The following is a 23891-nucleotide window of genomic DNA, read 5'->3' on the forward strand; positions in this document are numbered from 1 at the left end:
CCTCGGGTTGAAGGGCCGCAAGCGGCCGAGTTGACGCGCCATCGCGCGCGTTCCTTCCTTTCATCCCAAAATAACCATAATGGGGTATAGGTTTCGGCTTCAATACGGTCGCCCGGGCTGAGCGGCCGAATGACGACATGTCGGGGGTTGCTTCACCTCTCAGGTTGGACAATCTCGAGCGCGGCATGCGATTCGTGGCGGGGCGCAGATGACAGATGCATCACATTCCAGCATGACGGCCCGCCTCAGGGCCGCGGTGTTTGGCCTGACATTCGGCGCCGCAGCCGCCGTTACCCCGGTGCTTGCGCAGGACAATGGCGGCAATGGCTTCGTGTTGTCCGGCAACTCGCCCATCGAGATCGTCAGCGACAGGCTGGAAGTGCGCGAAATCGACAATACCGCGGTTTTCACCGGCAATGTGTCGCTGCAGCAGGACAATTTCCTGCTGCGCACGGTGCGGATGGTCGTCCACTACGTTAATTCGGGCGGCAGCTCTGGCGCTGCGGGCTCGACACAGGTCGAGCGGATCGAAGCCGAGGGCAAAGTCTATATCAAGTCGGACGAACAGGTGGCGACAGGCGACCGCGGCACTTTCGAAATGGCCAGCGGCATGATGGTACTGACCGGCAGCGAAGTGGTGCTCACCGAAGGCGACAATGTGGTGGTGGGATGCCGCCTGACAATGAATACGCGCAGCGGCGAATCCCAGATCGACGGCTGCGGTCGCGACACCGGACGTGTACGCATGCTCTTGCAGCCCGAATCGGCGGAGAACTGATGCTGCGGATGCTTTCATCCGGCGGCAAGAGCGACGCAGCTGTGAACGCACCCGACCAGGAAGCGCGGCGCGCTGCGTTCAAAGGCACGCTCGTCGCCAGCAAACTGACCAAGAGCTACAAGGGCCGCAACGTCGTCGCCGGCGTTTCGCTCGCGGTGCGGGCCGGCGAAGCCGTCGGGCTGCTTGGGCCCAATGGAGCGGGCAAAACCACCTGCTTCTATATGGTCACCGGCCTGGTTCCGGTCGATTCCGGCAACATCTTCATCGACGGCTACGACGTGACGGCGATGCCGATGTACCGGCGTGCGCGTCTTGGCATCGGCTATCTGCCGCAGGAAGCGTCGATTTTCCGGGGGCTTACTGTCGAGGGCAATGTCCGGGCGGTGCTCGAAGTCACCGAAAAGGACCGCCAGGCGCGCGAACGCAAACTCGACGAGCTGCTTGAGGAGTTTCATATCGCGCATCTGCGCAAGGCAATGGCGATTTCCCTCTCGGGCGGCGAAAGGCGGCGGCTGGAAATAGCGCGGGCACTGGCAAGCAACCCGAATTTCATGCTGCTCGACGAACCCTTTGCCGGCGTCGACCCGATCGCGGTGGCCGACATCCAGCAACTCGTGCGTCACCTGACGCAGCGCGGCATCGGGGTCCTCATCACCGATCACAATGTGCGCGAAACGCTCGGCCTCATCGATCGCGCCTATATCATCCATACCGGCAAATTGCTGACCCACGGAACGGCGTCGGAGATCGTCGCCAACGAGGACGTGCGCCGCTACTATCTGGGCGAACGGTTCAGCCTCTAACCCGACTTCTTCCCTGCCTCGGAACGCCCGATCGCAAGTGTAACGCTGCGGTAAGGCCTTTCGGTTAGCTTGACATGCAAAAGCCGGGCCAGTTTCATCCCGGTGCCCTGATCGGCAATCGACCAAGGCTTTGCGTGCGTTCGCAGGAGTGGTCAGCGGAAGATGGCACTTTCGGCCAAGCTTCAGTTACGGCAGTCGCAATCACTTGTGATGACGCCACAGCTCATGCAGTCGATCCGGCTGCTGCAGCTGACTCATCCCGAACTCGAGCGCTTCATCGACGAAGAAATCGAGCGCAACCCGCTTCTCGACCGGGGAACGGACGACAGCAACCCCGTTCCGCCGCAGGACGCCGAAGCCGCCGACAGCGCGGAATGGAACGCCGAGGAGACGGAGTGGAGCTCCGAAGCGATGTCGGAGACCTTCGACAGTTCCATGGAAAACGTCTTCCCGGACGACCCGGGGCGTCGCGAGCAGGTCGGGCCGGATCTGAGTGCCCAATGGAAATCAGCCGGCGGCAGCGGGCGCGAGACAACCGGCAGCGGCGAGGGCTTCGACCTCGATGCCATGGTGGCCGCGCCGCAGTCGCTGGGCGACGTTCTGCTGGAGCAGATCGCCTTTGCCTTTGCCGATCCGCTTGAGCGCAACATCGCCGCCGCCCTCGCCGACGCGGTGGACGATGCCGGCTATCTCGATGGCGATGTCGAAGAATTTGCCGAGCGGCTCGGCGTCGAAGCACCTATCGTGGAAAAGGTGCTTGCCGCGTGCCAGCGCTTCGACCCGGCGGGCGTGTTCGCGCGCAATCTCGCCGAGTGCCTGTCGCTGCAGCTTGAGGCGCGCGGCCGGCTGGACCCGGCAATGAAGGCGCTGACGGCGCATCTAGAGCTGCTCGCCAAACGCGACTTCGCCGCGCTTTCGCGTATCTGCGGCGTCGGCAGCGACGATCTCGTGGACATGCTGGCGGAAATCAAACTGCTCGATCCGAAACCCGGCCTCGTCCATTCGAGCGGCACCAGCGAGCCGGTGATCCCGGATGTGGTCATATCTTCCGCGCCCGACGGAAGCTGGGCCGTCGAGCTCAACCCCGACGCCTTGCCAAGGGTCCTGGTGGACAACGCTTATTACGCCGAGGTTTCCGGCCGAACCAAAGATGCGCAAGGGCGCGAATTCCTGGCCAACTGCCTGCAAAGCGCCAACTGGCTCACCCGCAGCCTCGACCAGCGCGCACGCACCATTCTCAAGGTCGCGACCGAGATCGTACGCCAGCAAGACGCCTTTCTCGTCCATGGCGTGCGGCACCTGAAGCCGCTCAACCTGAAGATGGTGGCCGACGCGATCGGCATGCATGAATCGACCGTCAGCCGCGTCACCGCCAACAAATACATGCTCACGCCGCGCGGCGTATTCGAGCTGCGATATTTCTTCACCGCAGCCATATCGTCGGTCGAGGGGGAAGAAACACATTCTGCGGAAGCCGTGCGGGCGCGCATCCGCGAACTCATCGACGCCGAAAAGCCCGTCGATGTGCTGTCTGACGATGCGATTGTGGACATTCTGAAGAAAAACGGGGTCGATATCGCCCGCCGCACCGTGGCCAAATACCGGGAAACGATGAACATCCCCTCTTCGGTGCAGCGGCGCCGCGAAAAGCGCGCATTGGCGCGCCATGCTCATTGAGCGGCACGCCAAACCACGGTTTTCCACCGTCTGAGGCGCTTCGTTGACAAGCGCATTTTTAGGGAATAGAAGCCCGCCCGCAACCGGGATAACCGGCATGAAGACGGGTCAGCATGTGAACGGCCTGTCGGCCCGGAGTGAATAAATCCGAATTGGTGCTGTGCGGGATTTCCCTTGGCGGGAGATGACCGGTATGGTTCAGCACAGACAAATTGCCGTGCTTACAGGATCGTCGGTCTGAAATGAATTTGCGCATATCGGGCAAGCATATGGACGTCGGCGATGCGTTTCGCTCCCGGATCGAAGATCGCATCGACGACGCCGTTAACAAATATTTCGATGGTGGCTACACCGGCCATGTAACGGTCGAGAAAGCGGGATCGCGTTTCTCAGCCGACTGCCTTGTGCGGCTCGATACCGGAATCGTGCTACAGGCCACTGGCCAGGCACAGGAACCACAGGCGGCGTTCGACGCCGCCGCGGAGCGCGTCGAGAAGCGCCTTCGCCGCTACAAGCGGCGGCTGAAGTCGCATAGCGGCGCAAGCAAGGAGGCTACCGAGTCGATCGATCTTGCCTACCGCGTGATTGCGCCGGTGGCCGACGAAGACGACGAGGTTCCCGAGGACTACGCTCCAGCCGTTATCGCGGAACAGACGGTCGAACTGCGGACCATGTCGGTTGCAGAAGCCGCGATCGAACTCGATACCAAGGACAACCCCGTCTACATATTCCGCAATGCGGGCAATCGGCATGTGAGCATCGTCTACCGCCGGCCCGACGGAAATATTGGCTGGATCGACACAGCATCGGCCGAAGGCCGGTAAACCAACCCGTTGCGGCCCGCCGCTTGCCGAGCGGGCCGGACAAGGGCCAAGTCAAAGGACCCGATTATGGATCTCAGCGATCTGATCGATGTTTCGGCAGTCATGCCGACCCTGAAGGCCAATTCCAAGAAGCAGCTTCTGCAGCTGATGTCCGAACGCGCGGCGGCCATTACCGGGCTTCCGGAGCGCGAAGTCTTCGATACCATCCTGCAGCGCGAGCGCCTGGGTTCGACGGGCGTTGGCAACGGCATCGCCATTCCGCACGGCAAGCTGCCGGGCGTCGACAAGATTGTCGGCGTGTTTGCGCGGCTGGAGCAGCCGGTCGATTTCGAGGCGCTGGACGATCAGCCTGTCGATCTCATTTTCATGCTGCTGGCACCCGAAGGCGCAGGCGCAGACCACCTGAAGGCGCTTTCGCGTATTGCGCGCGTGTTGCGCGACGCCGAAACGGTGCAGAAAATCCGCGGCACCAGCGACGCGACCGCGATCTACACGTTCCTGTCGCAGACACCGGCATCTCACGCCGCCTGAGGCGCCTCGCTGACGTCATCCTCGCCCTGTAGCGAGGCCGCCAGTCGGAATCTTTCACGAACAGCTTCGCCGCCCAGGCGTGGATATCATCGCAGATCCTCGGGACAGGCCCGAGGATGACGGGTGAAACCGAAGCCGCTCACCCCGGCGGAAACGAACGCGCCCTAGTGTACGCTGACCGGTGTCAGATCGTTCTGCATGGCGCCGGCAAGCGCGCTTGCCTGTGCATCTGCCAGCAGAATGGGCGTGCCGTTGGCCGCAAAAACAGCCCAGAGCCTGGTGCCGGGCGCCATTTCGGGCGCGTCGGGGAAACGTTCCTTTAGTTCGGCGCTGTCGAATTCGCGAAGATAGGCCACGGTGCCTTCGCCAAGATGCGCCAGCTCCTCTTCGGAGAGGACATTTCTGGTCTCAAATTCAGTCATGCAAGCCTCCTTGCGTGCAGGAAGTCCCTTCTGACCAACCCGCTACAGAGCTTAATTTCGTGCGGGGCTGTAATCAGTCTCGCACCGAAATGTTGATTTTTCGTACCAGCTTCTCGGGCTGGGGACGGTCGAGGTCGATGGACAACAGACCGTTCTTCAGCTCCGCGCCGGTGACGCGCATGCCTTCGGCCAGGACGAAGGTGCGCTGAAACTGCCGGGCGGCGATGCCGCGATGCAGAAATTCGCGCTCGGTGTCGTCGGCCTGGCGGCCACGTACGATCAGCTGGCTCTCTTCGGTCGACACGTCGAGCTCCTCGTCGGAGAACCCGGCCACTGCAAGCGTGATGCGCAGCTTGTCGGTGCCGCCTTCGGCGCCACGGATGCGCTCGATATTGTAGGGCGGGTAGCCGTCGGCTGATTTGGCGACGCGCTCGAGCGTCTTTTCCATCGTATCGAACCCCAGAAGCAGCGGGCTCGAGAAAGTCGACATACGTGTCATACCGTGTCCTCAAAGAGCGACGTGGACAGACGCAAACCCTTGTGGCGTTTTCGTCTTTGACACTGATATGGTCCGCCGCAATTTCGAGTTCAAGGGCAAGGAGTTGGGTTGAACATGAGCGGCGCGCGCAAGATCATTATCGATACGGACCCGGGGCAGGACGATGCGGTGGCGATACTGCTTGCGCTGGCCAGCCCGGAACTCGACGTCGTCGGGATCACCGCGGTCGCGGGCAATGTGCCGCTTTCGTTCACCGAAAAGAACGCCCGCAAGATCTGCGAACTCGCCGGCCAGCCGGAAACACCCGTCTTTGCCGGTGCGGACCGGCCGCTTGAGCGGAAACTCGTGACTGCGGAGCATGTGCACGGCAAGACCGGGCTCGACGGCCCCGAGTTACCTGAACCCGCAATGCAGCTGCAGGACAGGCATGCGGTGGATTTCATCGTGGAGACGCTCATGGCGGCCGAACCCGGGGAGATCACACTCTGCCCGCTCGGCCCGCTCACCAATATCGCACTGGCGCTGCGCAAGGAGCCGGCCATTGCGCCGCGCATCCGCGAGATCGTCCTCATGGGCGGCGGCTTCTTCGAGGGCGGCAACATCACACCGACGGCCGAGTTCAACATCTATGTCGATCCGGAAGCGGCCGACATCGTTTTCCGCTCCGGCATACCGGTTACCATGATGCCGCTCGACGTGACCCACAAGGCGCTCTCGAGGGCCACGCGGGTCGAGGCCTTCCGCGACATCGGCAACCGTGCAGGGACCGCCGTCAGCGAGATGCTGTCCTTCTCGGAACGCTTCGACGAGGAAAAATACGGTACCGACGGCGGCCCGCTTCACGATCCCTGTGTGATCGCCTGGCTGATCAGGCCCGAGCTGTTCTCCGGCCGCGACTGCAATGTGGCAATCGAGCTGAAGTCCGAGCTGACGCTCGGCATGACGGTCATCGACTGGTGGCAGGTCACCAGCCGTCCGCACAATGCGCATGTGGTTCGCGACATCGACGCGGACGGCTTTTTCGCGCTGCTGACCGAGCGGCTGGCAAAGCTGCCCTAGGCCGAAACCCCGGCTAGCGCGGTATCGACCTCCGCGGCAAGTGGAATGGCGGGCTGCGCGCCGGGCTTGAGGCAGGCGAGCGAGCCCGCCGCGGCTGCGCGGCGCAGTGCATCGGCCAGGCCAAGGCCGGCATCGAGCCCGGCTGCCAGGTAACCGCAGAAGGTATCGCCCGCCCCGACCGTGTCGACTGGCGTGATCGGCAGCGCGGGCACGCTGAACTCATCGTCCGGCGTCACGGCCAGCACACCGTCGCCCCCGAGCGTGACGATCAGCGCACCTCCGGTCCTGGCCACGAATGCGCGCATGCGCTGTTTGCGCTCGCCCGCTTCCAGACCCAGCGCATCGGCATAAAGATCGAACTCGGTTTCGTTGGCGACGACATAGTCGGCGCGTGGCAGGAGCGGTGCCGCCGAAGCCACGAACGGCGCCGTGTTGAGCACCGACACCGCGCCTGCCTTGCGCGCGGCGCCTAGGGCCGCTGCCACGGTCTCGACCGGGATCTCGTGCTGCAGAAGCAGATGGTCGCCGCGCGTAATCGGGCTCCCGGCCAGATCGCCTTCGGCAACCAGCCCGTTCGCACCGGGCACCACGGCAATCATGTTCTCGCCGTCGCCTCCGACAAGAATGAGTGCCGTGCCGGTCGCCGTTTCGGCTTTTTTCACGCTGGAGAGGTCCACGCCTGCCTCGTCCAGCAGTGCCAGCGCTTCGCCGGCGAAGGCGTCCTTTCCGACCGCGCCGACCATGCATACCCTTGCGCCGGCGCGGCGCGCGGCGAGTGCCTGGTTCGCTCCCTTGCCGCCGGGGGCGGTCGCGAATTGCGAGCCCGGTACGGTTTCGCCTGGCCCGGGCAGCCGCCCGACATTGGCAATGAGATCGAGATTGATTGAGCCGACGACGATGATCATGAACGCACCCGTTAGATTCGCGCCGCCAAAAGAGCAGCTGCGCGCCGCTTTGGCCAGTGCCGCTATTCACATCGCACAAGGACCTGCGCCTGGTAACTGCCGGCCGGAAACGTTCCCGCGGCTCGGCTCGCCGTGAGATCGACTGCGACCGTGTAGGTGCCGTTGACCAGCCGCGTCACGACGGCCCCGCTGACCGGCGCTCCGCCATCCACCGCATAGGAGGAAGCGTAGGTGACGCTGTCGCCGCCACCGGCCGGAGCCGACAGAAATGCAGCAGGCGGCGGCGCGGACAGTCCGTAGCAGTCGAGCAGATTGAGGATCGAACAGACCAGCGAGTCCGGTTCCACGGTAACAACCGCCGCGTTACCGCCAGCCTGGTTAGAGGCCAGAACATTGAGGGCGCCGTTCGTGGTCATCGTGCCTGCGTTGACCACGGTGATCGTGCAGGTGCCGATGATCGCCGCCTGCGCCTGCGGGCCGAGTGCTGCCTGCAGCGTCATGCAGCTCACCAGCCCGGCAAGGCTGCACCGCCTCATTTGTCGCGGCCGCTGGACCAGCCTTCATTCGCCCAGCCGGCGTCGACCTGCTGGGCGCCGCCATGCCCCATGCCCATTTTCAGCATGCGGATTTCCATCTCCAGCCGCTGGATCTCAAGCGCATACAGCCTTGAACAATCGATGCGGGACGGGCGCCGTCCCAGCGGCACCACGACACGGCCATAGGTCGCCATGCCCTCGGTGGCCGAGCGCCCGCCAACCACGCCGACATCGAGATATGCACCGCTGCCTGAAATCGAGGAGCGGCAGGTCGTGCCGTCCGCGGCACGCACCTCGTCCTGGCCCTGCGGCAGAGACACGCCCGGCAGGGTGAAGCCGGTCTGGTTGAGATTGTAGACGTCGTTGGCCGCCGCGGGCGCCGAAACCATGGCTGCCAGCGCCGCCAGCAGCGCTACATGCGCCGCGCGAGAAACTTTCCACATATCTGCGCCTTTATCTGAGTTTGCTGCCCTGGGAATGGAACGCTTTCGGTACAGATACGCACTTTGCGGGACGCAGCGCCCTCAAAGGGCACAATGACGAGAACGGGGCGCGACGCCTGCCCGCCGAGCATGAAACTCGACGGCGTAATGCGGGCCGCGACTGGCGCGAAATCCTGATCGTAGACCCGCACCTCCACGCGAATGCGATGGCCGTAAGGGTTGGCGGGATGAACCCGCACGGCAAAGACGTCGGTGAAGCTGGTCACCACGCCGCGCATCGGGCTCATCGACTGGCCGAGCGCGGGCAGCGCGGCGAACAAGAAGCTGATAGCGAGAGCTATTCGCATCGCACTGTCACCGTCGCCTGATAGTTGCCGGAGGTGAAACGGTCGCTGCCGCCCTTGGCGCCGACCAGATGCACGGTCACTGTCGAGAGGCCCGGATCGTTCAGCGTGGTGGAACCGCCCGTCTCGGCGACCGTGTGCGTGCCGGCGGCGGAGTAGGTCGGGGTCCAGGTGGTTGCCGAAATGTCAGCCGGTGGCGCGGTCACCACCGTGACCGGGTCGACGCTCAGATCGACACCACCGGTGGTTGCAAGCGTGACACTGCCCGACGCGCCGCCGCCAAGCTTCGAACTCAGCGTCTGCAGGTCCGGGCTCGCCACGAGCGTGCCGTTGGAGACGATGGTCAAAGTGCAGGTCGGCGCGATCGTGGCGTTGAACAGCACGTTCTGCGTCGCAGCTATCGCGCCTGCGCCAGCCAGGGCGATCGAGACAGTTGTTGCCAGAAACAGGCCGGCGCGCATTGTTTGCACTCTTAAGTTGTATATCAACCCTAGTGCAACCTTAGATATTTTATGGTTAAGCCATGGTTAAAGCCGCGAGGTCACCCCGCGGCGAGTTGGCCTGCCTCCCAGCCCAGGATCGCGCGTTTGCGGGTCAGCCCCCAGTGATAGCCGGTCAGCGCGCCGGATTTGCCGAGCGCGCGGTGGCACGGCACGACAAAGGAAATCGGGTTCGCTCCCACCGCCGCGCCAACAGCGCGGCTTGCGCTCGGCGAACCGATGGTCTGGGCGATATCGGAATAGGCACAGGCCTTGCCCATCGGGATGCGCAGCAGCGCTTCCCACACCCGCACCTGAAAGTCGGTGCCGATGAGCACGACGCGCAGCGGTTCCTCCGAGCGCCAGCGGCCCGGTTCGAAGATGCGCGCCGCGTAAGGCTGTGTGGCCGAAAGGTCCTCGACATAACCGGCATTCGGCCAGCGGCCGCGCATGTCGTCCAGCGCAGCGCGCTCTTCGCCCGGATCGCAGAAGGCAAGACCGGCCAGGCCGCGGTCGGTGACCATCACGAGCGCAATGCCGAAAGGCGATACATGCCAGCCGTAGCGGATCACCAGACCTTCGCCGCGCAGCTTGTAGTCGCCAGGCGACATCGCCTCGTGGGTGACGAAGAGATCATGCAGGCGGCCCGGCCCAGACATGCCAAGTTCATAAGAGGCGTCAAGCAGCGGCATGCCTTCGCCGAGCAGCCGCCGCGCATGGTCCAGCGTGACCGCCTGCAGAAAGCTCTTCGGCGACAGCCCGGCCCAGCGGGTAAACAGCTTCTGCAACCCGGTCGGCGTTTCGCCGACATCGGCAGCGAGCTCTTCCAGCGAAGGCTGGTCGCGATAATCGAGGCTGATCTTCTCGATCACACGCCGCACGATCTCGTAGTCGATGCCTTCAGGCGTGATGTCGTTTTGAAGAATTGCTGTCATTGCGTTCATGGTCGTTCTCCTTGTCCGCACATATCGCGCGCATGAGAGCCGACCGCCACCCGATTCCTGACTATCTGCCCTTTGCTGTCGCAAGAGCGCGGCCGAAGGCCGACGCAAAGCTTTCCCGGTCGTCCGGGTTGAGAAAACCGCCGATGGAGACCTGGCGTCCTTCGGCTTCGACCGCCATCCGGGTGATGCCGATCTCTTCATGGCGGCGCACCGAAAAACGGGCCCAGAACGGGTTGAAACTGTGTGCCTCGGCGCGGCCGGACGGTGCAACCTTGCGGATGTCGAGGCTGGTGCGCGATACCGTCACTTCCTCGCGCGCCCTTGCGGCCCGATAATTCCAGCGGAAGGCGAAATAGATCGCCAGAACGTCCAGCCCGAAAAAACCGAAGACCGGCCAGGCTCCGATCCGCCAGAAGGCGATGCCAATACCGATCCAGATCGCGATCAGCGCGCCCATCAGCACCGCAAAGCCCCGCTTGCCCAGCGAGCGGTGCGGTCTCAGCAGCGCGCTGAAAAGCGTTTCGTCGGCGGCATGACTTGTGGCCATAACCCGGATTATAGAGGGCGCATGACAAAGCCCAAGACCAAAAGACAGCCTGCGGCAAAAACCACCGCACAACGCAGCGGCGCCAAATCCAAGCCGAGGCAGCGGCGCGCGCCTGCCACACGCTACAGCCCGGCGGAGATCGAGGAGATCTTCCGCCGCTTTTCGGTGCAGCGGCCCGAACCGAAGGGCGAGCTGGAGCACGTCAACGCATTTACGCTGCTGGTGGCGGTGGTGCTGTCGGCGCAAGCAACCGATATCGGCGTCAACCGCGCCACGCGCGCGCTGTTTGAAATCGCCGAAACGCCTCAGAAGATGGCGGCGCTCGGCGAGGAAAAGGTCGGCGAACACATCCGCACCATCGGGCTGTGGCGCAACAAGGCGAAAAACGTCATCGCGCTGTCACAGTCGCTGATCGCGGAACATAACAGCGAGGTGCCGGCCGACCGCGATTTGCTGACCAGACTGCCCGGCGTCGGGCGCAAGACCGCGAATGTCGTGCTCAACATGGCGTTCGGCCAGCCGACAATGGCGGTCGACACCCACATTCTGCGCATTGGCAACCGGCTTGGCCTCGCGCCCGGCAAGACGCCAGAACAGGTGGAAGCGACGCTGGTTCGCGTAATCCCCGAATATTATCTGCGCCACGCCCATCACTGGCTCATCCTGCACGGGCGCTATGTCTGCAAGGCGCGCAAGCCCGACTGCGAAGCCTGCGTCATCGCCGATATCTGCAAATGGCCGGAGAAAAGCTGCAACAGCCCGGCACCGCTGGTGGAGCTTCAAACCCCGTAGCCGCGGGCCATCATCGCCGCGAAGCCGATCACCAGGGCGAGCACCAGCACCTCCAGCCAGAGATAGCGGCGGGTCGCCGCGATTTCGGCTTCGGGTACGGCATAGTCGGGCTCAGCTGCCGCCCTGTTCCAGCGAATGATACGCAAAGTGGGCGGAACGGAGAGCAGCCCGACGATCAGGAAGGCGCCCATCTTGGCCCAGAATACGTGATTGTAGACGTAATATTCCCAGCCCTTCAGCCCGAAATAGACACGGGCCACGCCGACGACGATGATCGCGCCGGCCAGTGCGCCGTAATAGCGGTCGATGCCGCCAAGCAGTTTCAGTTGGCGCCGGCCGATTCCCGGCCGCAGCAGCGCAATTTCGGCGGCAAGAAGTGCTGCGATCACAAACACCAGCCAATGGTGCAGGACAGCAAGTAGCAGGTCCGTCGTCATTTTCCCCTCCCCGGCCCTTGGGCCAACGTCTAGGCCCGCGCGCGCGAACGCTCCGCAGCCGACACCATCTTGTGCAGATGAACCATCATCGCCGCTGCAAACAGCGGCGTCAGCAGATTGACCAGCGGTATGGCCATGAAGGCCGCGATCACGATACCGGCCAGAAACACCGTGCCGCCATTGCGCCGGCGCATCGCCTTGGCGTCGGGTTCGGAACGGAAACGCATCGCCGCGAATTCGAAGAATTCACGCCCCAGCAGATAGCCGTTAACGAGGAAAAACGCCGCGATATTGACGCCGGGCACCAGAAGCAGAAGCAAGGCGCCGAGATTGGCGAGAAGCACGACCCCCAGAAATTTCGCCGAAAGCACGATGCCGCGCACAAGCGGTACCGCCTTGCCGGGCGGGTCCTGCGGATAATCCCGCGCCTCCACCACTTGCGCCACATCGTCGATGAAAAGGCCCGCAATCGCCGCCGTTACGGGCGCGATCAGGAATGCCAGTCCGACGGCAATGCCCAGTGAGGCAGCAACACCCGCCAGCACGCCGAACCAGCTCGTCCAGTCGGGCATGCTGGGCAAAAACGCGTCGATCCACGGGAATACAAAGCCGGTGAGCACACCGCGCAACGCCAGCCAGGCCAGCACCAGCAAAAGCAGCGTCAGGCCCAGCGACTTGAAGAACACGCCGCGGAATTCCGGCGTGAGCAGGCGCGAAACTGCGGCGCGCGCGGCGTCTAGGATCATCGACAGGCTCCCTTTTGCGTTTTGCACATAGGTGCGCCAACGGGCCGCTGCAACGCGCGGGTTTGCAAATGCCGGTCCAGCGGCTAAACCCGCGCGGGGATTTTCACTGCCACCGCCCGGAGACCTTCATGGCCAAGTATGACGTGCTGTGCATCGGCAACGCGATTGTCGACATCATTGCGCGCTGCGACGAGACGTTTCTCGCCGACCACGGCATCATCAAAGGGGCGATGAACCTGATCGACGCCGAACGCGCCGAACTGCTCTACAGCCATATGGGACCCGCGATCGAGGCCTCGGGCGGAAGTGCCGGCAACACGGCGGCCGGCATTGCGAGCTTCGGCGGCAAGGCGGCCTATTTCGGCAAGGTGTGCAACGATCACCTGGGCCATATTTTCGCGCATGACATCCGCGCGCAGGGTGTTGCGTTCGACACCCGGCCTCTCGACAGCGAACCGCCGACCGCAAGGTCGATGATCTTCGTCACGCCGGACGGCGAACGCTCGATGAACACCTATCTGGGAGCCTGCGTGGAGCTCGGCCCCGATGACGTGGAGGTCGAAAAAGCCAGCGGCTCCAAGGTGGTCTATTTCGAGGGCTATCTCTGGGATCCGCCGCTTGCCAAGGAAGCGATCCGCATGACGGCGCGCCATGCGCACGGCGCCGGGCACGAAGTGGCCATGACGCTGTCCGATCCGTTTTGCGTCGACCGCTACCGGGGCGAATTCCTGGAGCTGATGAGGTCGGGAACCGTCGACATCGTGTTCGCCAATGAGAGCGAACTGATATCGCTTTACCAGACGTCGTCATTCGAGGAGGCGCTGAAACTCGTTGCCGGCGACTGCAAGCTTGCCGCAGTCACACGCTCCGAAAAGGGCTCGGTCGTGGTGCGCGGCGATCAGAAGGTCGTGGTCGACGCCATCGAAATTTCAGAGCTGGTCGACACCACGGGTGCCGGCGACCTTTACGCGGCCGGGTTCCTCTATGGCTACACGCAAAACCGTAGCCTGGCCGATTGCGGCAAGCTCGGTTCGCTGGCTGCCGGCCTCGTGATCCAGCAGATCGGCCCGCGTCCGCGCCAGAATCTGCTCCAGGAAGCCGAACAGCGCGGACTGGTCTAGGGAATATCCTCCGGCCTGCGGCCCGGCCGGCTGCGGTAGGGCGGGATAGACCAGCCGAAACGCAACGCTCCGCCCCGGATCGCGAACGCGGCGGCGAACCCGAGCAAGGCCGACAGAAAGAGCTCGACATCGAATATCGCGGCCGTCGTGTAGACACCGGCACCGGCAAGTGCTGCCGTGACATAGATTTCCGGCCGCAAAAGTACACTTTGCTCACCAGCCAGCATGTCGCGCAGAACGCCTCCGAAAGTGGCGGTCAGCACCCCGGTCACCACCGCGACCAGCGGCGAGCCCGTCAAGGTCAGCCCCTTCCAGGCGCCAAACACGCAATAGGCGGAGATGCCCACCGCATCGAGCCACAGGAGGAGTTTGTAGCGCGACTCAAAAAGATGCGCAGTGAAAAAGACGGCGACCGCAACCACCGCCGGTATGATCAGATAGTCGGTGTTCTCGACCCAGAAAACCGGCGCGTCGAGCACGATGTCGCGCAAGGTGCCGCCGCCGATCGCGGTCACGCCGGCAAAGAACAGGAAGCCGACAATGTCGAGCTCCTTGCGCGAGGCAGCCAGCGCGCCCGTCGCAGCAAACACGGCAATGCCCGCATAGTCGAAAAAGACGATAGGATTCATGCGCCCCTCCGCGGCCTTTAGTAACCGAGAGGTGGCGCTGACGGTAGTCAGGACGTCGTTCAGGCGTCCTTTTCGGCTTCCGGCGCGGGCGGGCCGGGTTCGGCTGCCTCTGCGGCTTTCGGTCCGCCCTTGGATACGCCGACCATGGCAGGGCGCAGTACGCGGTCGCCGATCACATAGCCGGTCTGGACCACCTGCACGACCGTGTTCGACGCCACGTCCTCGCGCGGCACCTCGAACATTGCCTGGTGGAAATTCGGATCGAACCTCTCGCCTTCGGGATCGAGCTTCTTCACGCCGTGACGTTCCAATGTCGAATGCATTGCACGCTCGGTCATCTCCACGCCCTCGATCAGCGCGGTGAACCCCTGATCGCCCGCTTCGCGCGCTTCCTGTGGAATCGCCTCGATAGCGCGGCGCAGATTGTCGGAAACCGACAGCATGTCGCGGGCGAAATTCGCAATCGCATAATTGCGCGCATCATGAACGTCGCGGGTGGTACGGCGGCGCAGGTTTTCCATCTCCGCCGCGGCGCGCAGCCGCGCGTCCTTCAGCTCCTCGTTTTCAGCCATCAGGCGCAACAGCACCTCGTGATCGTCCACGGGCGCTTCCGCCGCTTCGGCGGCGGCGTTGGCTTCCGAAACAGACGCCTCGGTGTATTCCTCGTTCATATCGTCCTTGCCGGGCGCAGGCTTGTTGTTGGGCTCGTCGCTCATCGCCTCGTCCATTATCTCGGGAGTTGTCACATTTGCGCCCGATATCGAGGTTCGGCGCACGAAAATCAAGAGCAGGTGGGCCCGGGACGGCGAGCGCGAGGCAGATCGCCCGAGAGACAGCTTCTAACCGGGCGGAAGCCCCGCGCCGCCAAGCGGCGCAGTCACGATCTGGCTTTCAAAGCCGGCGATCAGCGGACGCCCCACCGCGATCGCGGCCTGAACTTCGGGAAGCTGGAGCGAGGCGCGGTGGCTGGTTTCGTCCTGCCAGACCTCGGTGATCCACAACGCATCGGTGTCCACGACATCGTTTGCGATGATATAGCTCAGGCAGCCGGGCATGGTGTCGGTGCCCTGAAGCAGAATTGCCGCCAGTTCGTCGCGTTTGCCGGGCTGCGCCCGCATCTTGCCAATCAGACCGTACATTTCGTCCTCGCAAATGGAAGTCAGCGCAACAGCCGCGAAATCACCTGTGCGGTGTAGTCCACCATCGGCACAATACGCGCATAGTTCAACCTGGTCGGCCCGATGACGCCCAATGCGCCAATGACGCGTGAATCCTGATCCCGGTATGGCGCGACCACCAGCGACGAACCCGACAGCGAAAACAGCTTGTTTTCGGAACCGATGAAGATGCGCACGCCGGCACCGCCCTCGGCGAGATCGAGAAGCTGAATCAGTCCTTCCTTGGTCTCCAGATCCTCAAACAGATGGCGCAGCAGGTCGAGATCGGCCCCATCGCCGATATTCTGGAGCAGATTGGCGCGCCCGCGCACGATCAGCCGTGCAGGTGCAGCTCCTTCCGCGCCGGCCCAGACCGCCAGACCGCGTTCCACAAGGTCCTGCGACAGCTCATCGAGAGCAGCGCGGGTTTCGTCCTTCAGCCGCGCTATCTCCTGCCTGGCCTCGGCCAGCGTGCGGCCGCGAATATGCGCGTTGAGGAAGTTCGACGCCTCATGCAGCTGCGACAGCGTCACGCCCACCGGCAGGTCGAGCACGCGGTTTTCGACATCGCCATTCTGTGCAACCAGCACGGCCAGAGCCTTGCCGGGTTCGAGCTGGATAAACTCGATGTGCTTCAGCGCGAGTTCGCTTTTCGACGCCAGCACAAGACCTGCGCCGCGCGACATGCCCGACAGCATCTGGCTCGCCTCGGTCAGCATGTGCTCCAGCGTGCGGCCATTGCCGGAGGCCAGCACCTGCGCCTCGATGACGCGGCGTTCCTCGTCGGAAAGATCGCCGATTTCCATGAAGGCATCGATGAAGAAACGCAGGCCAAGCTGCGTCGGCAGGCGGCCGGCGGAAATGTGCGGCGAATAGATGAGACCGAGCTGTTCGAGATCGCTCATCACATTGCGCACGGTGGCCGGCGACAGCGACTGCGGCAACAGGCGCGACAGGTTGCGCGAACCCAGCGGGTCGCCGTCGCGCAGATAGTTTTCCACGATCGCCCGGAAAATCTCGCGCGAGCGCTGGTCAAGCAGCTGGGCGCCGGGCTCGGTCGCTGGCATCGTCATGCGTGGTGCTCGAAATTCGACATGTGACAAAGATATAGACGGGCATTGGAGGCACGCAAGCGCCGCGGTTCCGGCATCGTGCCGGTATTTGAGCTGTTTGGCTTTGCATCGCCGGGCACGTGAGCTACAAGCCCCCGCCTAAATCAATGACAGCGGGTGAACCTGAAAATGCGGCCATCGGGGCGAAAAGCCGACGAAATGCGCGCCATCTCTTTCGAGCGCAACATCTCCAAACACGCGGAAGGCTCCTGCCTCGTCAAATTCGGCGACACGCAAGTTCTGTGCACCGCCAGCCTGGAGGAGCGCGTGCCGCCATGGCTGCGCAATGCCGGCAAGGGCTGGGTGACGGCCGAATACGGCATGCTGCCGCGCTCCACCGGCGACCGGATGCGGCGCGAGGCTTCTAGCGGCAAGCAGGGCGGGCGAACGCTCGAAATCCAGCGCCTGATCGGCCGTTCGCTGCGCGCGGTGGTCGATTTGAAACAGCTCGGCGAAGTGCAGATCACCGTCGACTGCGATGTCATCCAGGCCGACGGCGGCACACGGACCGCCGCAATCACTGGCGGCTTTGTCGCGCTTCACGACTGCATCTCGTGGATGGAACAGCGCAAGATGACCACCGTACAGCATGTCATCAAAGACCATGTAGCGGCGATCTCCTGCGGCATATCCAATGGCGAAGCGGTCATCGACCTCGATTATATCGAGGACTCAGCCGCAGAGACCGACGCCAATTTCGTGATGACCGGCAAGGGCGGCATCGTCGAGGTTCAGGGCACCGCGGAAGGCGAGCCGTTTTCGGAAGACCAGTTCAACCAGCTCATGGCAATGGCGAAAACCGGCATTGCGCGCCTCGTCGACCTGCAGAAGATGGCGCTCGGTTAGGCTCAAGCGGCCATGACCCCCTCCGCCATACTGGAAACGGCGATCTACGCGGATGACCTCGACGCCGCCGAATCGTTTTATGGTGGTGTGCTGGCGCTGGAGAAAATTTCCCGCGCCGGCAACCGTCATGTGTTTTTCAGATGCGGAAACAGCGTGCTGCTTGTCTTCAACCCGGCCGAGACGGTGAAGCCGCCTGCGCCCGACGCCAGGCTGCCCGTGCCGCCGCATGGAACGCGGGGCGACGGGCATGTGTGCTTCCGCGCCAGCGAGGCCGAGATCGACGGCTGGAAAAAGCGGCTGAGCGAAGCCGGTGTCGCGATCGAAGCGGAATTCGAGTGGCCGCAGGGCGGACGTTCCATCTATCTGCGCGACCCGGCCGGCAATTCGGTCGAGTTCGCCAATCCGGCCATCTGGGGGCTTTGATGCGCAAACTCGAAGGCAAGGCGATTGTCGTCGCCAGCCACAACAAGGGCAAGATCGCCGAGATCGTGGAGCTGATCGCGCCTTATGGGCTCGACGCCAAATCGGCGGCCGATTTCAACCTGCCCGAGCCGGCCGAGGAAGGCACGACCTTCGAGGAAAACGCCTATACCAAAGCGTTCGCTGCGGCGTCTGCTACCGGCCTGCCGGCACTCTCCGACGATTCCGGCCTTGTGGTCGACGCACTCGACGGCGCGCCCGGCGTCTACACCGCCGACTGGGCGGAAAAGCCGGACGGCTCCGGTCGCGACTTCCTGATGGCGATGACCAGGGTCGAAGATGAACTGAAAGCAAAGGGCGCCAGCGACCCCGCGCAGCGCACGGGCCGCTTCGTTGCCGTGCTGTGCATGGCCTGGCCCGACGGCCACGCGGAATATTTCCGCGGCGAGGTCGAGGGAACGCTGGTGTGGCCGCCAAAGGGCGACAACGGTTTCGGCTACGACCCGGTGTTCAGGCCGGACGGCTATGAACAGACATTCGGCGAAATGAGCGCCAGCGAAAAACACGGCTGGGAAGCCGGGCGCGGCGATCTCGGCCTTTCGCACCGGGCACGCGCCTTCGCGCGCTTCGCGACCGCGATGCTTTCAGCGCAATGAACGACAGTTCGGCCGATCCCGGCTTCGGCCTCTACGTTCACTGGCCTTTCTGCGCGGCCAAGTGCCCCTATTGCGATTTCAACAGCCATGTCCGCCACCAGCCGGTGGATCAGCCGCGCTTTGCAGCCGCACTGGCGCGCGAGATGGCAGCGATCCGGCAGCGCACCGGGCCGCGGACATTGACCTCGATCTTTCTCGGCGGCGGCACGCCGTCGCTCATGGACCCTGCAACCGTTGGCGCCGTGCTCGATGCCGCTGCGGCCAACTGGGACATGCCTGCCAATATCGAAATCACGATGGAGGCGAACCCCTCCTCGGTGGAGGCGGAGCGCTTCCGCGGCTATCGCGACACGGGCGTGAACCGTCTTTCGCTCGGCGTGCAGGCGTTGAACGACACCGATCTGCGTTTCCTCGGCCGGCTGCATAATGTGGAGGCCGCGCTCGGCGCGATCCGGCTGGCGCGCGACATCTTCCCGCGCATGTCCTTCGACCTCATCTACGCCCGGCCGGGGCAGACGCCGGAAGCATGGGCGGCGGAACTCGGCGAGGCGATCGGCTACGCCGCCGACCATCTGTCGCTTTACCAGCTCACCATCGAGGAAGGCACGCCCTTCTTTGCGCTGCATGCGGCCGGCAAGATACCGGTGCCCGATCAGGACGCCGCCGCGGCGCTTTATGAAATCACCCAGGAGGTGACCGCCGCGCATGGGCTACCCGCCTACGAGATTTCCAACCACGCCCGTCCAGGCGCGGAAAGCCGGCATAATCTCGTTTACTGGCGTTATGGCGAATATGCCGGCGTCGGCCCCGGCGCGCATGGTCGCTTCATCGAAAGCGGCAAACGCGTCGTTACCTTCACCGAAAGATCGCCGGAGGGCTGGCGCGACCTTGTGGAAGCGAAAGGCCACGGCGTGATCGGCGGCGAAACGCTGACGCGGCCGGAAGAGGCGGACGAATTTCTGCTCATGGGCCTCAGGCTGCGCGAAGGTATCGACCTCGTGCGCTACGAAACGCTTGCCGGCCGGCCGCTGCCGGCCAAACGCATATCCGATCTGCGCGACGACGGGCTGGTGGAACCGCTCGGCAATTCGCGGCTGCGCGCCACACCTGCCGGCATGGCCGTACTCGACGCGGTGGTTGCCGACCTGGCGCGTTAGCTGCTCTTGGCCCTGCGTCAGCCGCCGCCCAGCAGACGGCCCATGGAGCGGTCGTAATCGCCACGCAGGCAGCCCAGCGTGTAGGGGAAGTCCCAGGTCGCGTGATAGTGGTACATCTCCACCCGGCGGCCGTCCCAATCGACTTCATGCGTGTGGCCGTGACACTCGTCGAGATCGGACGAACTCAGCGCCTCGCCGCCAACATCCTTGCGGCCGAAAATGCCGAAACCGTCGATCGCGTAGCCAACCAAAGCCGAGTGCCCGTCAGACTGGGTCTCGGTATCAACGCAAGTGGAAACACTGTGGTAGTGATAGACGCCCGTGCGCTGCGGGTGGCCCTGGCATTTGTCCTGCGTTTCCCAGGCGACCGCGTCGCGGCCGGGTTCGTCGAGTGGGCTGAACAGCACCGTACCCGAAAGCAGAATTCCCACCGCGCCTGGCAGACATTTGGGCTGGCCGATTTTCGGCTCTGCCGGCAGCGTGAAAGAGATGCTCTGTTCTTCGATGCTGTTCGGGTTGCGGTCGTATTTGTAGGCTTCAGAATTCCGGTCGACCGGGTAAACGCCTGTGCCGTGATTGGGCAAATCGTTGGTTGAGAACACGCGGTCGCTGCCGCGCTTTTCAATCGCGAATTTCGGGTTCCAGGAAACGTTGCCGGGCACGATCGCCTTGGCGGTCAGGTCATAGGTGCCGTCGCCGTTGAACCACGGGCCCTGCTTGTACGCGCCGCCCGCCGTGGGATCGACCCGGCACGCCCATGCCCAGCCGACCCTGGCGCCGCTGTCGGTAACGTAATCATCGCCCACCGGAAGCCGTTTCAGATCCACCTCATGCGCGGACGCGCCTCCACAGGCCATCCCTGCAAAGACCGCCGCCGCGACGGCACCCGCAGCAAATCTCAGCGTCGATTTCAACATTCTTTGTCCCTCTCTTGCCCTGAAGGACCCCCTCCCGGTCTTTTTCGCATCCGGCGTCCCACGGATCAAGAACGCGGCTTTGCCGGCCAATGTGCGCATGCCATAAGTTCGGCCATGAAACCGGCATCCAACCCAGAGCCCGGCCGCGGCTTCATGATCGGCCAGGCGCCAATGCGCGCAAAGCAGCTGGAGCCCGCGCTCTATCTGGTCGCCACGCCGATCGGCAATCTGGGCGACGTTACTTTGCGGGCGCTCGAGGTGCTGGCTGCCTCGGACGTGCTTGCCTGCGAAGATACGCGCGTGACGCGGGTGCTTCTGGAGCGCTACGGCATCCGCCGCAGGACGACCGCCTATCACGAACACAACGCCGCGGATGCCGGACCGCGCCTCATTGCCGAACTCGAGGCCGGCAAAAGCGTCGCGCTGGTCTCGGACGCCGGCACCCCGTTGATTTCCGATCCCGGCTTTCGCCTTGTGGATGCCGCTGTGAATGCCGGCATCAAGGTTGTCCCCGTTCCAGGTCCATCGTCGCTATTGGCCGCGCTTGCGGCATCCGGCCTGCCTACAGACGCATTCTTCTTTGCCGGCTTTCTTCCTGTAAAGAATGGACAACGTAAGTCGATACTTACTGAAATGACAACCATCCCGGGAAGTCTGATCTTTCTGGAATCGCCGCGCCGGCTCGCAGCATCGCTCGCTGCGATGGCGGAGGTTTTCGCAGGCCGCCCCGCTGCCGTCTGCCGCGAGCTTACAAAGGCGTTTGAGGAAATCCGGCGCGGCTCCATCTCCGAACTTGCCGCGCACTATGAAAGCGCCGGTGCGCCAAAGGGCGAGATCGTCATTTGCGTAGGCCCGCCGGCGGCGGGGACCGAAGCACGGAGCCAGGACGACATCGACAAGGTGCTGCTTTCGCTCGCCGCCGAGATGCCGGCCGCCAAGGCAGCTGCGGAAGCGGCGCGCATGACCGGCGGCCGAAAAGGCGACCTTTACCGCCGCCTGCTCGCGCTCAGAGACGATGGCCAACAGGCCTGAAAAGCTCGCCGCCTACCGGCGCGGACATCGCGGCGAATGGTTCGCCGCACTGGCGCTTTCGCTCAAGGGCTTCCGCATTCTGGCAAGGCGCTACCGCACGCCTGCGGGGGAGATCGACCTTATCGCGCGGCGCGGCAATCTGGTCATCATGGTCGAAGTAAAGGCCCGGCCCACTCTTCTGGCCGCGATGGAGGCGGTGACCTACAGTGCGGAACGGCGCATCGAGGCTGCCGCCGATTTGTGGCTCTCAAGGCGCTCGGATTATGCCAAACTGTCGGTTCGTTTCGATCTCGTCGCCATATTGCCGCGCCGCTGGCCAGTTCATGTTCCGAACCTGTTTCAGGGACGCGACTAGGAGGTTTCATGGCCACCTATGACTACGTCATCGCCGGCGGCGGTTCGGCCGGCTCCGTGCTGGCCGCCCGCCTTTCGGAAGATCCCGCGGTTTCGGTCTGTCTGGTCGAAGCCGGCGGCGACGGCACAAGCGCCGTCATCCGCATGCCGGCGGGAGCGGCCGCGCTGCTGCCGGGTTATCTGAAGGGCGGCAACTGGGCTTTCCAGACCGAACCGCAGGCCGGGCTCAACGGGCGACGCGGCTACCAGCCGCGCGGGCGTGCGCTCGGCGGCTCAAGTACGATCAACGCCATGCTCTATGTGCGCGGGCATCCGTCCGATTACGACGAATGGGCCAATCTCGGCTGCGAAGGCTGGGACTGGAAAAGCGTGCTGCCCTATTTCCGCAAGGCCGAACGCAACCAGCACGGCGAAGACAAGCTGCATGGCGGCGAAGGGCCGCTGCAGGTTGGAGACCAGCAGGAGCCGAGGCCTGTCACGCATGCGTTTCTCGAGGCCTGCGAACAGAGCCAGGTCAGGCTCAACAAGGATTTCAACGGTCCAAGCCAGGAGGGTGCGGGGCTTTATCAAGTCACGCAGTTCTTCGATGGCGCAAAGCGCGGCGAGCGCTGTTCGGCGGCAGCGGCCTATCTGCACCCGCAGATGGAGCGGCCCAACCTCACCGTCATCACCGGCGCGCATGCCAGCAAGGTGGAACTCAAACGCAAGCGCGCGGTGGCGCTGCGATACCTGAAAGGCGGCAAGGAACACAGGGCCGAGGCGAAGCGCGAGATCATTCTGTGCGGCGGCGCGTTCGGCTCGCCGCAATTGCTGCTTCTGTCCGGTATCGGCCCCGCGGTGGAGCTTGCCGCGCATGGCGTGCCGCTTGCGCATGAACTGCCAGGCGTGGGGCGCAACCTGCAGGACCATCTCGACTTCATTCATCTGTGGAAGTCGAAAGACCGCGACATGATCGGCATCAGCCCGCAAGGCACGCTGGCGCTGGCCAAAGCCACGCAGCAATGGCGACGCGACGGCACCGGGCTACTGACTACGCCCTATGCCGAAGCCGGGGCGTTCCTGAAATCCGACCCGGCGCTCAAGCGGCCCGACCTGCAGCTTCATTTCGTCATTGCGCTTGTGGACGACCATTCGCGCAAACTGCACATGGGGCACGGCTATTCCTGCCATGTCTGCGTGCTGCGCCCTTTTTCGCGCGGCGAAGTCGGCCTGCAAGACGCAAATCCCCGATCGGCGCCCCGCATCGACCCGCGGTTCCTGTCCGACAAACGTGACGCGGAATTGCTTCTGAAGGGCGCCAAGATCACGCGCGATATTCTGAGCGCCCCGGCGCTTGCACCGTACCGCGACCAGCAGCTCTACCTCACAGGGGAAGAGACCGACGCCGAACTGATGGAGCACATCCGTGCCCGCGCCGACACGATCTACCACCCGGTCGGCACCTGCCGCATGGGCACCGGCAGCGATGCCGTGGTCGATCCGCAATTGCGCGTCCGCGGCATCAAGGGGCTGCGCGTCGCCGACGCCTCGATCATGCCGACGCTTGTCGGCGGCAACACCAATGCGCCAACGATCATGATCGCGGAAAAGGCAGCTGACCTGATCCGAAACGCCGGCTGAGCGCTTTCGCCGCCCCCGCATTGCATGTGCGGCCGGCCATCGGTGCTTGACTTCTTGTGCCGGAGCCACAACATGTCGCTCATGTATATGATCGACCACCGCCG

31 protein-coding genes are annotated in these 23891 nt (G+C 63.8%); 15 read left to right on the top strand and 16 right to left on the bottom strand.

Features of this window, described 5'->3' with window-relative positions; genetic code table 11:
- Nucleotides 1–208 precede the first annotated feature (208 nt).
- The 5 genes from EP165_RS03280 (at nt 209) to ptsN (ending at nt 4613) form a co-directional block, all read left to right on the top strand.
- Complete coding sequence (locus EP165_RS03280; RefSeq protein WP_245439987.1) at nt 209–778, top strand: LptA/OstA family protein; 570 nt, start codon at nt 209–211, stop codon at nt 776–778.
- Nucleotides 778–1581, top strand: coding sequence for an LPS export ABC transporter ATP-binding protein (lptB, locus tag EP165_RS03285; protein ID WP_127520111.1), 804 nt, complete (start codon nt 778–780; stop codon nt 1579–1581). The genes EP165_RS03280 and lptB overlap by 1 nt, the downstream gene beginning before the upstream one ends.
- Nucleotides 1582–1743: 162 nt before the next feature.
- Nucleotides 1744–3258, top strand: a complete 1515-nt coding sequence (gene rpoN / locus EP165_RS03290) for an RNA polymerase factor sigma-54 (RefSeq protein WP_127520112.1) — start codon at nt 1744–1746, stop codon at nt 3256–3258.
- A gap of 242 nt (nt 3259–3500) precedes the next feature.
- Nucleotides 3501–4082 carry a ribosome hibernation-promoting factor, HPF/YfiA family gene (hpf, locus tag EP165_RS03295; RefSeq protein WP_127520113.1) on the top strand — a complete coding sequence of 194 codons (582 nt, stop codon included), beginning with the start codon at nt 3501–3503 and terminating at the stop codon, nt 4080–4082.
- A 66-nt stretch (nt 4083–4148) separates the two neighbouring features.
- Nucleotides 4149–4613 carry a PTS IIA-like nitrogen regulatory protein PtsN gene (gene ptsN / locus EP165_RS03300; protein ID WP_127520114.1) on the top strand — a complete coding sequence of 155 codons (465 nt, stop codon included), beginning with the start codon at nt 4149–4151 and terminating at the stop codon, nt 4611–4613.
- Between the two features lie 164 nt (nt 4614–4777).
- On the opposite strand, the gene EP165_RS03305 is transcribed toward ptsN, so the two are convergent.
- A complete protein-coding gene (locus EP165_RS03305) occupies nt 4778–5035 on the bottom strand; it encodes a BQ00720 family protein (RefSeq protein WP_127520115.1) in 258 nt (85 codons plus the stop codon).
- Nucleotides 5036–5108: 73 nt separating this feature from the next.
- On the bottom strand, nt 5109–5534 hold the full coding sequence (locus EP165_RS03310; RefSeq protein ID WP_127520116.1) for an Hsp20 family protein: 426 nt from the start codon (nt 5532–5534) through the stop codon (nt 5109–5111).
- A gap of 114 nt (nt 5535–5648) precedes the next feature.
- On the opposite strand from EP165_RS03310, the gene EP165_RS03315 reads away from it, so the two are divergent.
- Complete coding sequence (locus tag EP165_RS03315; protein WP_127520117.1) at nt 5649–6593, top strand: nucleoside hydrolase; 945 nt, start codon at nt 5649–5651, stop codon at nt 6591–6593.
- On the opposite strand, the gene EP165_RS03320 is transcribed toward EP165_RS03315, so the two are convergent.
- The 7 genes from EP165_RS03320 to EP165_RS03350 all read right to left on the bottom strand — a co-directional run bounded on the left by EP165_RS03320 (nt 6590) and on the right by EP165_RS03350 (nt 10791).
- Nucleotides 6590–7498, bottom strand: a complete 909-nt coding sequence (locus tag EP165_RS03320; RefSeq protein ID WP_127520118.1) for a ribokinase — start codon at nt 7496–7498, stop codon at nt 6590–6592. The two genes, EP165_RS03315 and EP165_RS03320, sit on opposite strands and share 4 nt — an antisense overlap.
- A gap of 62 nt (nt 7499–7560) precedes the next feature.
- Nucleotides 7561–7998 (bottom strand): hypothetical protein, encoded by a 438-nt coding sequence (locus EP165_RS03325; protein ID WP_127520119.1) that lies wholly within the window; start codon nt 7996–7998, stop codon nt 7561–7563.
- A gap of 32 nt (nt 7999–8030) precedes the next feature.
- On the bottom strand, nt 8031–8477 hold the full coding sequence (locus EP165_RS20365; RefSeq protein WP_245439988.1) for a hypothetical protein: 447 nt from the start codon (nt 8475–8477) through the stop codon (nt 8031–8033).
- Complete coding sequence (locus EP165_RS03335; RefSeq protein ID WP_127520120.1) at nt 8447–8824, bottom strand: hypothetical protein; 378 nt, start codon at nt 8822–8824, stop codon at nt 8447–8449. The genes EP165_RS20365 and EP165_RS03335 overlap by 31 nt, the downstream gene beginning before the upstream one ends.
- Nucleotides 8815–9282, bottom strand: a complete 468-nt coding sequence (locus EP165_RS03340; protein ID WP_127520121.1) for a hypothetical protein — start codon at nt 9280–9282, stop codon at nt 8815–8817. The genes EP165_RS03335 and EP165_RS03340 overlap by 10 nt, the downstream gene beginning before the upstream one ends.
- 80 nt (nt 9283–9362) lie before the next feature.
- The gene (locus EP165_RS03345; RefSeq protein WP_127520122.1) at nt 9363–10244 is read right to left on the bottom strand and encodes a methylated-DNA--[protein]-cysteine S-methyltransferase; all 882 of its coding nucleotides are present in this window, start codon (nt 10242–10244) and stop codon (nt 9363–9365) included.
- 61 nt (nt 10245–10305) lie between these two features.
- Nucleotides 10306–10791, bottom strand: coding sequence for a DUF2244 domain-containing protein (locus tag EP165_RS03350; RefSeq protein ID WP_127520123.1), 486 nt, complete (start codon nt 10789–10791; stop codon nt 10306–10308).
- A 21-nt stretch (nt 10792–10812) separates the two neighbouring features.
- Here EP165_RS03350 and nth point away from each other — a divergent pair, with 21 nt between their 5' ends.
- Complete coding sequence (nth, locus tag EP165_RS03355; RefSeq protein ID WP_127520124.1) at nt 10813–11583, top strand: endonuclease III; 771 nt, start codon at nt 10813–10815, stop codon at nt 11581–11583.
- Here the strand turns inward: nth and EP165_RS03360 are convergent.
- Together EP165_RS03360 and EP165_RS03365 are read right to left on the bottom strand one after the other, a co-directional pair.
- A complete protein-coding gene (locus EP165_RS03360; protein ID WP_127520125.1) occupies nt 11571–12020 on the bottom strand; it encodes a DUF2214 family protein in 450 nt (149 codons plus the stop codon). The genes nth and EP165_RS03360 overlap by 13 nt on opposite strands.
- A 29-nt stretch (nt 12021–12049) precedes the next feature.
- A complete protein-coding gene (locus EP165_RS03365) occupies nt 12050–12766 on the bottom strand; it encodes a sulfate transporter family protein (RefSeq protein WP_127520126.1) in 717 nt (238 codons plus the stop codon).
- Between the two features lie 128 nt (nt 12767–12894).
- Between EP165_RS03365 and EP165_RS03370 the strand changes: the two genes are divergently transcribed.
- Complete coding sequence (locus EP165_RS03370; RefSeq protein ID WP_127520127.1) at nt 12895–13887, top strand: adenosine kinase; 993 nt, start codon at nt 12895–12897, stop codon at nt 13885–13887.
- Here EP165_RS03370 and EP165_RS03375 read toward each other — a convergent pair.
- The 4 genes from EP165_RS03375 to hrcA form a co-directional block, all read right to left on the bottom strand.
- The gene (locus EP165_RS03375; protein ID WP_127520128.1) at nt 13884–14516 is read right to left on the bottom strand and encodes a trimeric intracellular cation channel family protein; all 633 of its coding nucleotides are present in this window, start codon (nt 14514–14516) and stop codon (nt 13884–13886) included. The two genes, EP165_RS03370 and EP165_RS03375, sit on opposite strands and share 4 nt — an antisense overlap.
- 59 nt (nt 14517–14575) lie before the next feature.
- Nucleotides 14576–15232, bottom strand: a complete 657-nt coding sequence (gene grpE / locus EP165_RS03380; RefSeq protein ID WP_127520129.1) for a nucleotide exchange factor GrpE — start codon at nt 15230–15232, stop codon at nt 14576–14578.
- A gap of 123 nt (nt 15233–15355) precedes the next feature.
- A complete protein-coding gene (locus EP165_RS03385) occupies nt 15356–15655 on the bottom strand; it encodes a putative quinol monooxygenase (RefSeq protein WP_127520130.1) in 300 nt (99 codons plus the stop codon).
- 20 nt (nt 15656–15675) lie between these two features.
- Nucleotides 15676–16746 carry a heat-inducible transcriptional repressor HrcA gene (gene hrcA, locus EP165_RS03390; protein WP_127520131.1) on the bottom strand — a complete coding sequence of 357 codons (1071 nt, stop codon included), beginning with the start codon at nt 16744–16746 and terminating at the stop codon, nt 15676–15678.
- Between the two features lie 168 nt (nt 16747–16914).
- Here hrcA and rph point away from each other — a divergent pair, with 168 nt between their 5' ends.
- From rph to hemW, 4 genes are read left to right on the top strand one after another with little or no spacing between them, the layout of a single operon-like run.
- Nucleotides 16915–17631 carry a ribonuclease PH gene (gene rph / locus EP165_RS03395; protein WP_127520132.1) on the top strand — a complete coding sequence of 239 codons (717 nt, stop codon included), beginning with the start codon at nt 16915–16917 and terminating at the stop codon, nt 17629–17631.
- A 12-nt stretch (nt 17632–17643) separates the two neighbouring features.
- Nucleotides 17644–18054 (top strand): VOC family protein, encoded by a 411-nt coding sequence (locus EP165_RS03400; protein ID WP_127520133.1) that lies wholly within the window; start codon nt 17644–17646, stop codon nt 18052–18054.
- Complete coding sequence (locus tag EP165_RS03405; protein ID WP_127520134.1) at nt 18054–18707, top strand: non-canonical purine NTP pyrophosphatase; 654 nt, start codon at nt 18054–18056, stop codon at nt 18705–18707. The genes EP165_RS03400 and EP165_RS03405 overlap by 1 nt, the downstream gene beginning before the upstream one ends.
- Nucleotides 18704–19864, top strand: coding sequence for a radical SAM family heme chaperone HemW (hemW, locus tag EP165_RS03410; RefSeq protein ID WP_127520135.1), 1161 nt, complete (start codon nt 18704–18706; stop codon nt 19862–19864). Before EP165_RS03405 ends, hemW begins: the two co-directional genes overlap by 4 nt.
- Nucleotides 19865–19881: 17 nt before the next feature.
- Here the strand turns inward: hemW and EP165_RS03415 are convergent, their stop codons facing one another.
- Nucleotides 19882–20781 (bottom strand): YHYH protein, encoded by a 900-nt coding sequence (locus EP165_RS03415; protein ID WP_164742942.1) that lies wholly within the window; start codon nt 20779–20781, stop codon nt 19882–19884.
- A gap of 114 nt (nt 20782–20895) precedes the next feature.
- Here EP165_RS03415 and rsmI point away from each other — a divergent pair, with 114 nt between their 5' ends.
- Genes rsmI through EP165_RS03430 form a run of 3 tightly spaced genes read left to right on the top strand, consistent with a single transcriptional unit; the run spans nt 20896 to nt 23787 of the window.
- Entirely contained in the window at nt 20896–21813 is a 918-nt protein-coding gene (gene rsmI, locus EP165_RS03420; RefSeq protein WP_127520137.1) for a 16S rRNA (cytidine(1402)-2'-O)-methyltransferase, read from the top strand.
- Nucleotides 21797–22168, top strand: a complete 372-nt coding sequence (locus EP165_RS03425; protein WP_127520138.1) for a YraN family protein — start codon at nt 21797–21799, stop codon at nt 22166–22168. Before rsmI ends, EP165_RS03425 begins: the two co-directional genes overlap by 17 nt.
- A gap of 8 nt (nt 22169–22176) precedes the next feature.
- Nucleotides 22177–23787: a GMC family oxidoreductase gene (locus tag EP165_RS03430; RefSeq protein ID WP_127520139.1), complete on the top strand. Its 1611-nt coding sequence runs from the start codon at nt 22177–22179 to the stop codon at nt 23785–23787.
- Nucleotides 23788–23891: the final 104 nt, after the last annotated feature.

Source organism: Mesorhizobium sp. Z1-4, assembly GCF_004000235.1.
GTDB lineage: Bacteria > Pseudomonadota > Alphaproteobacteria > Rhizobiales > Rhizobiaceae > RCIO01.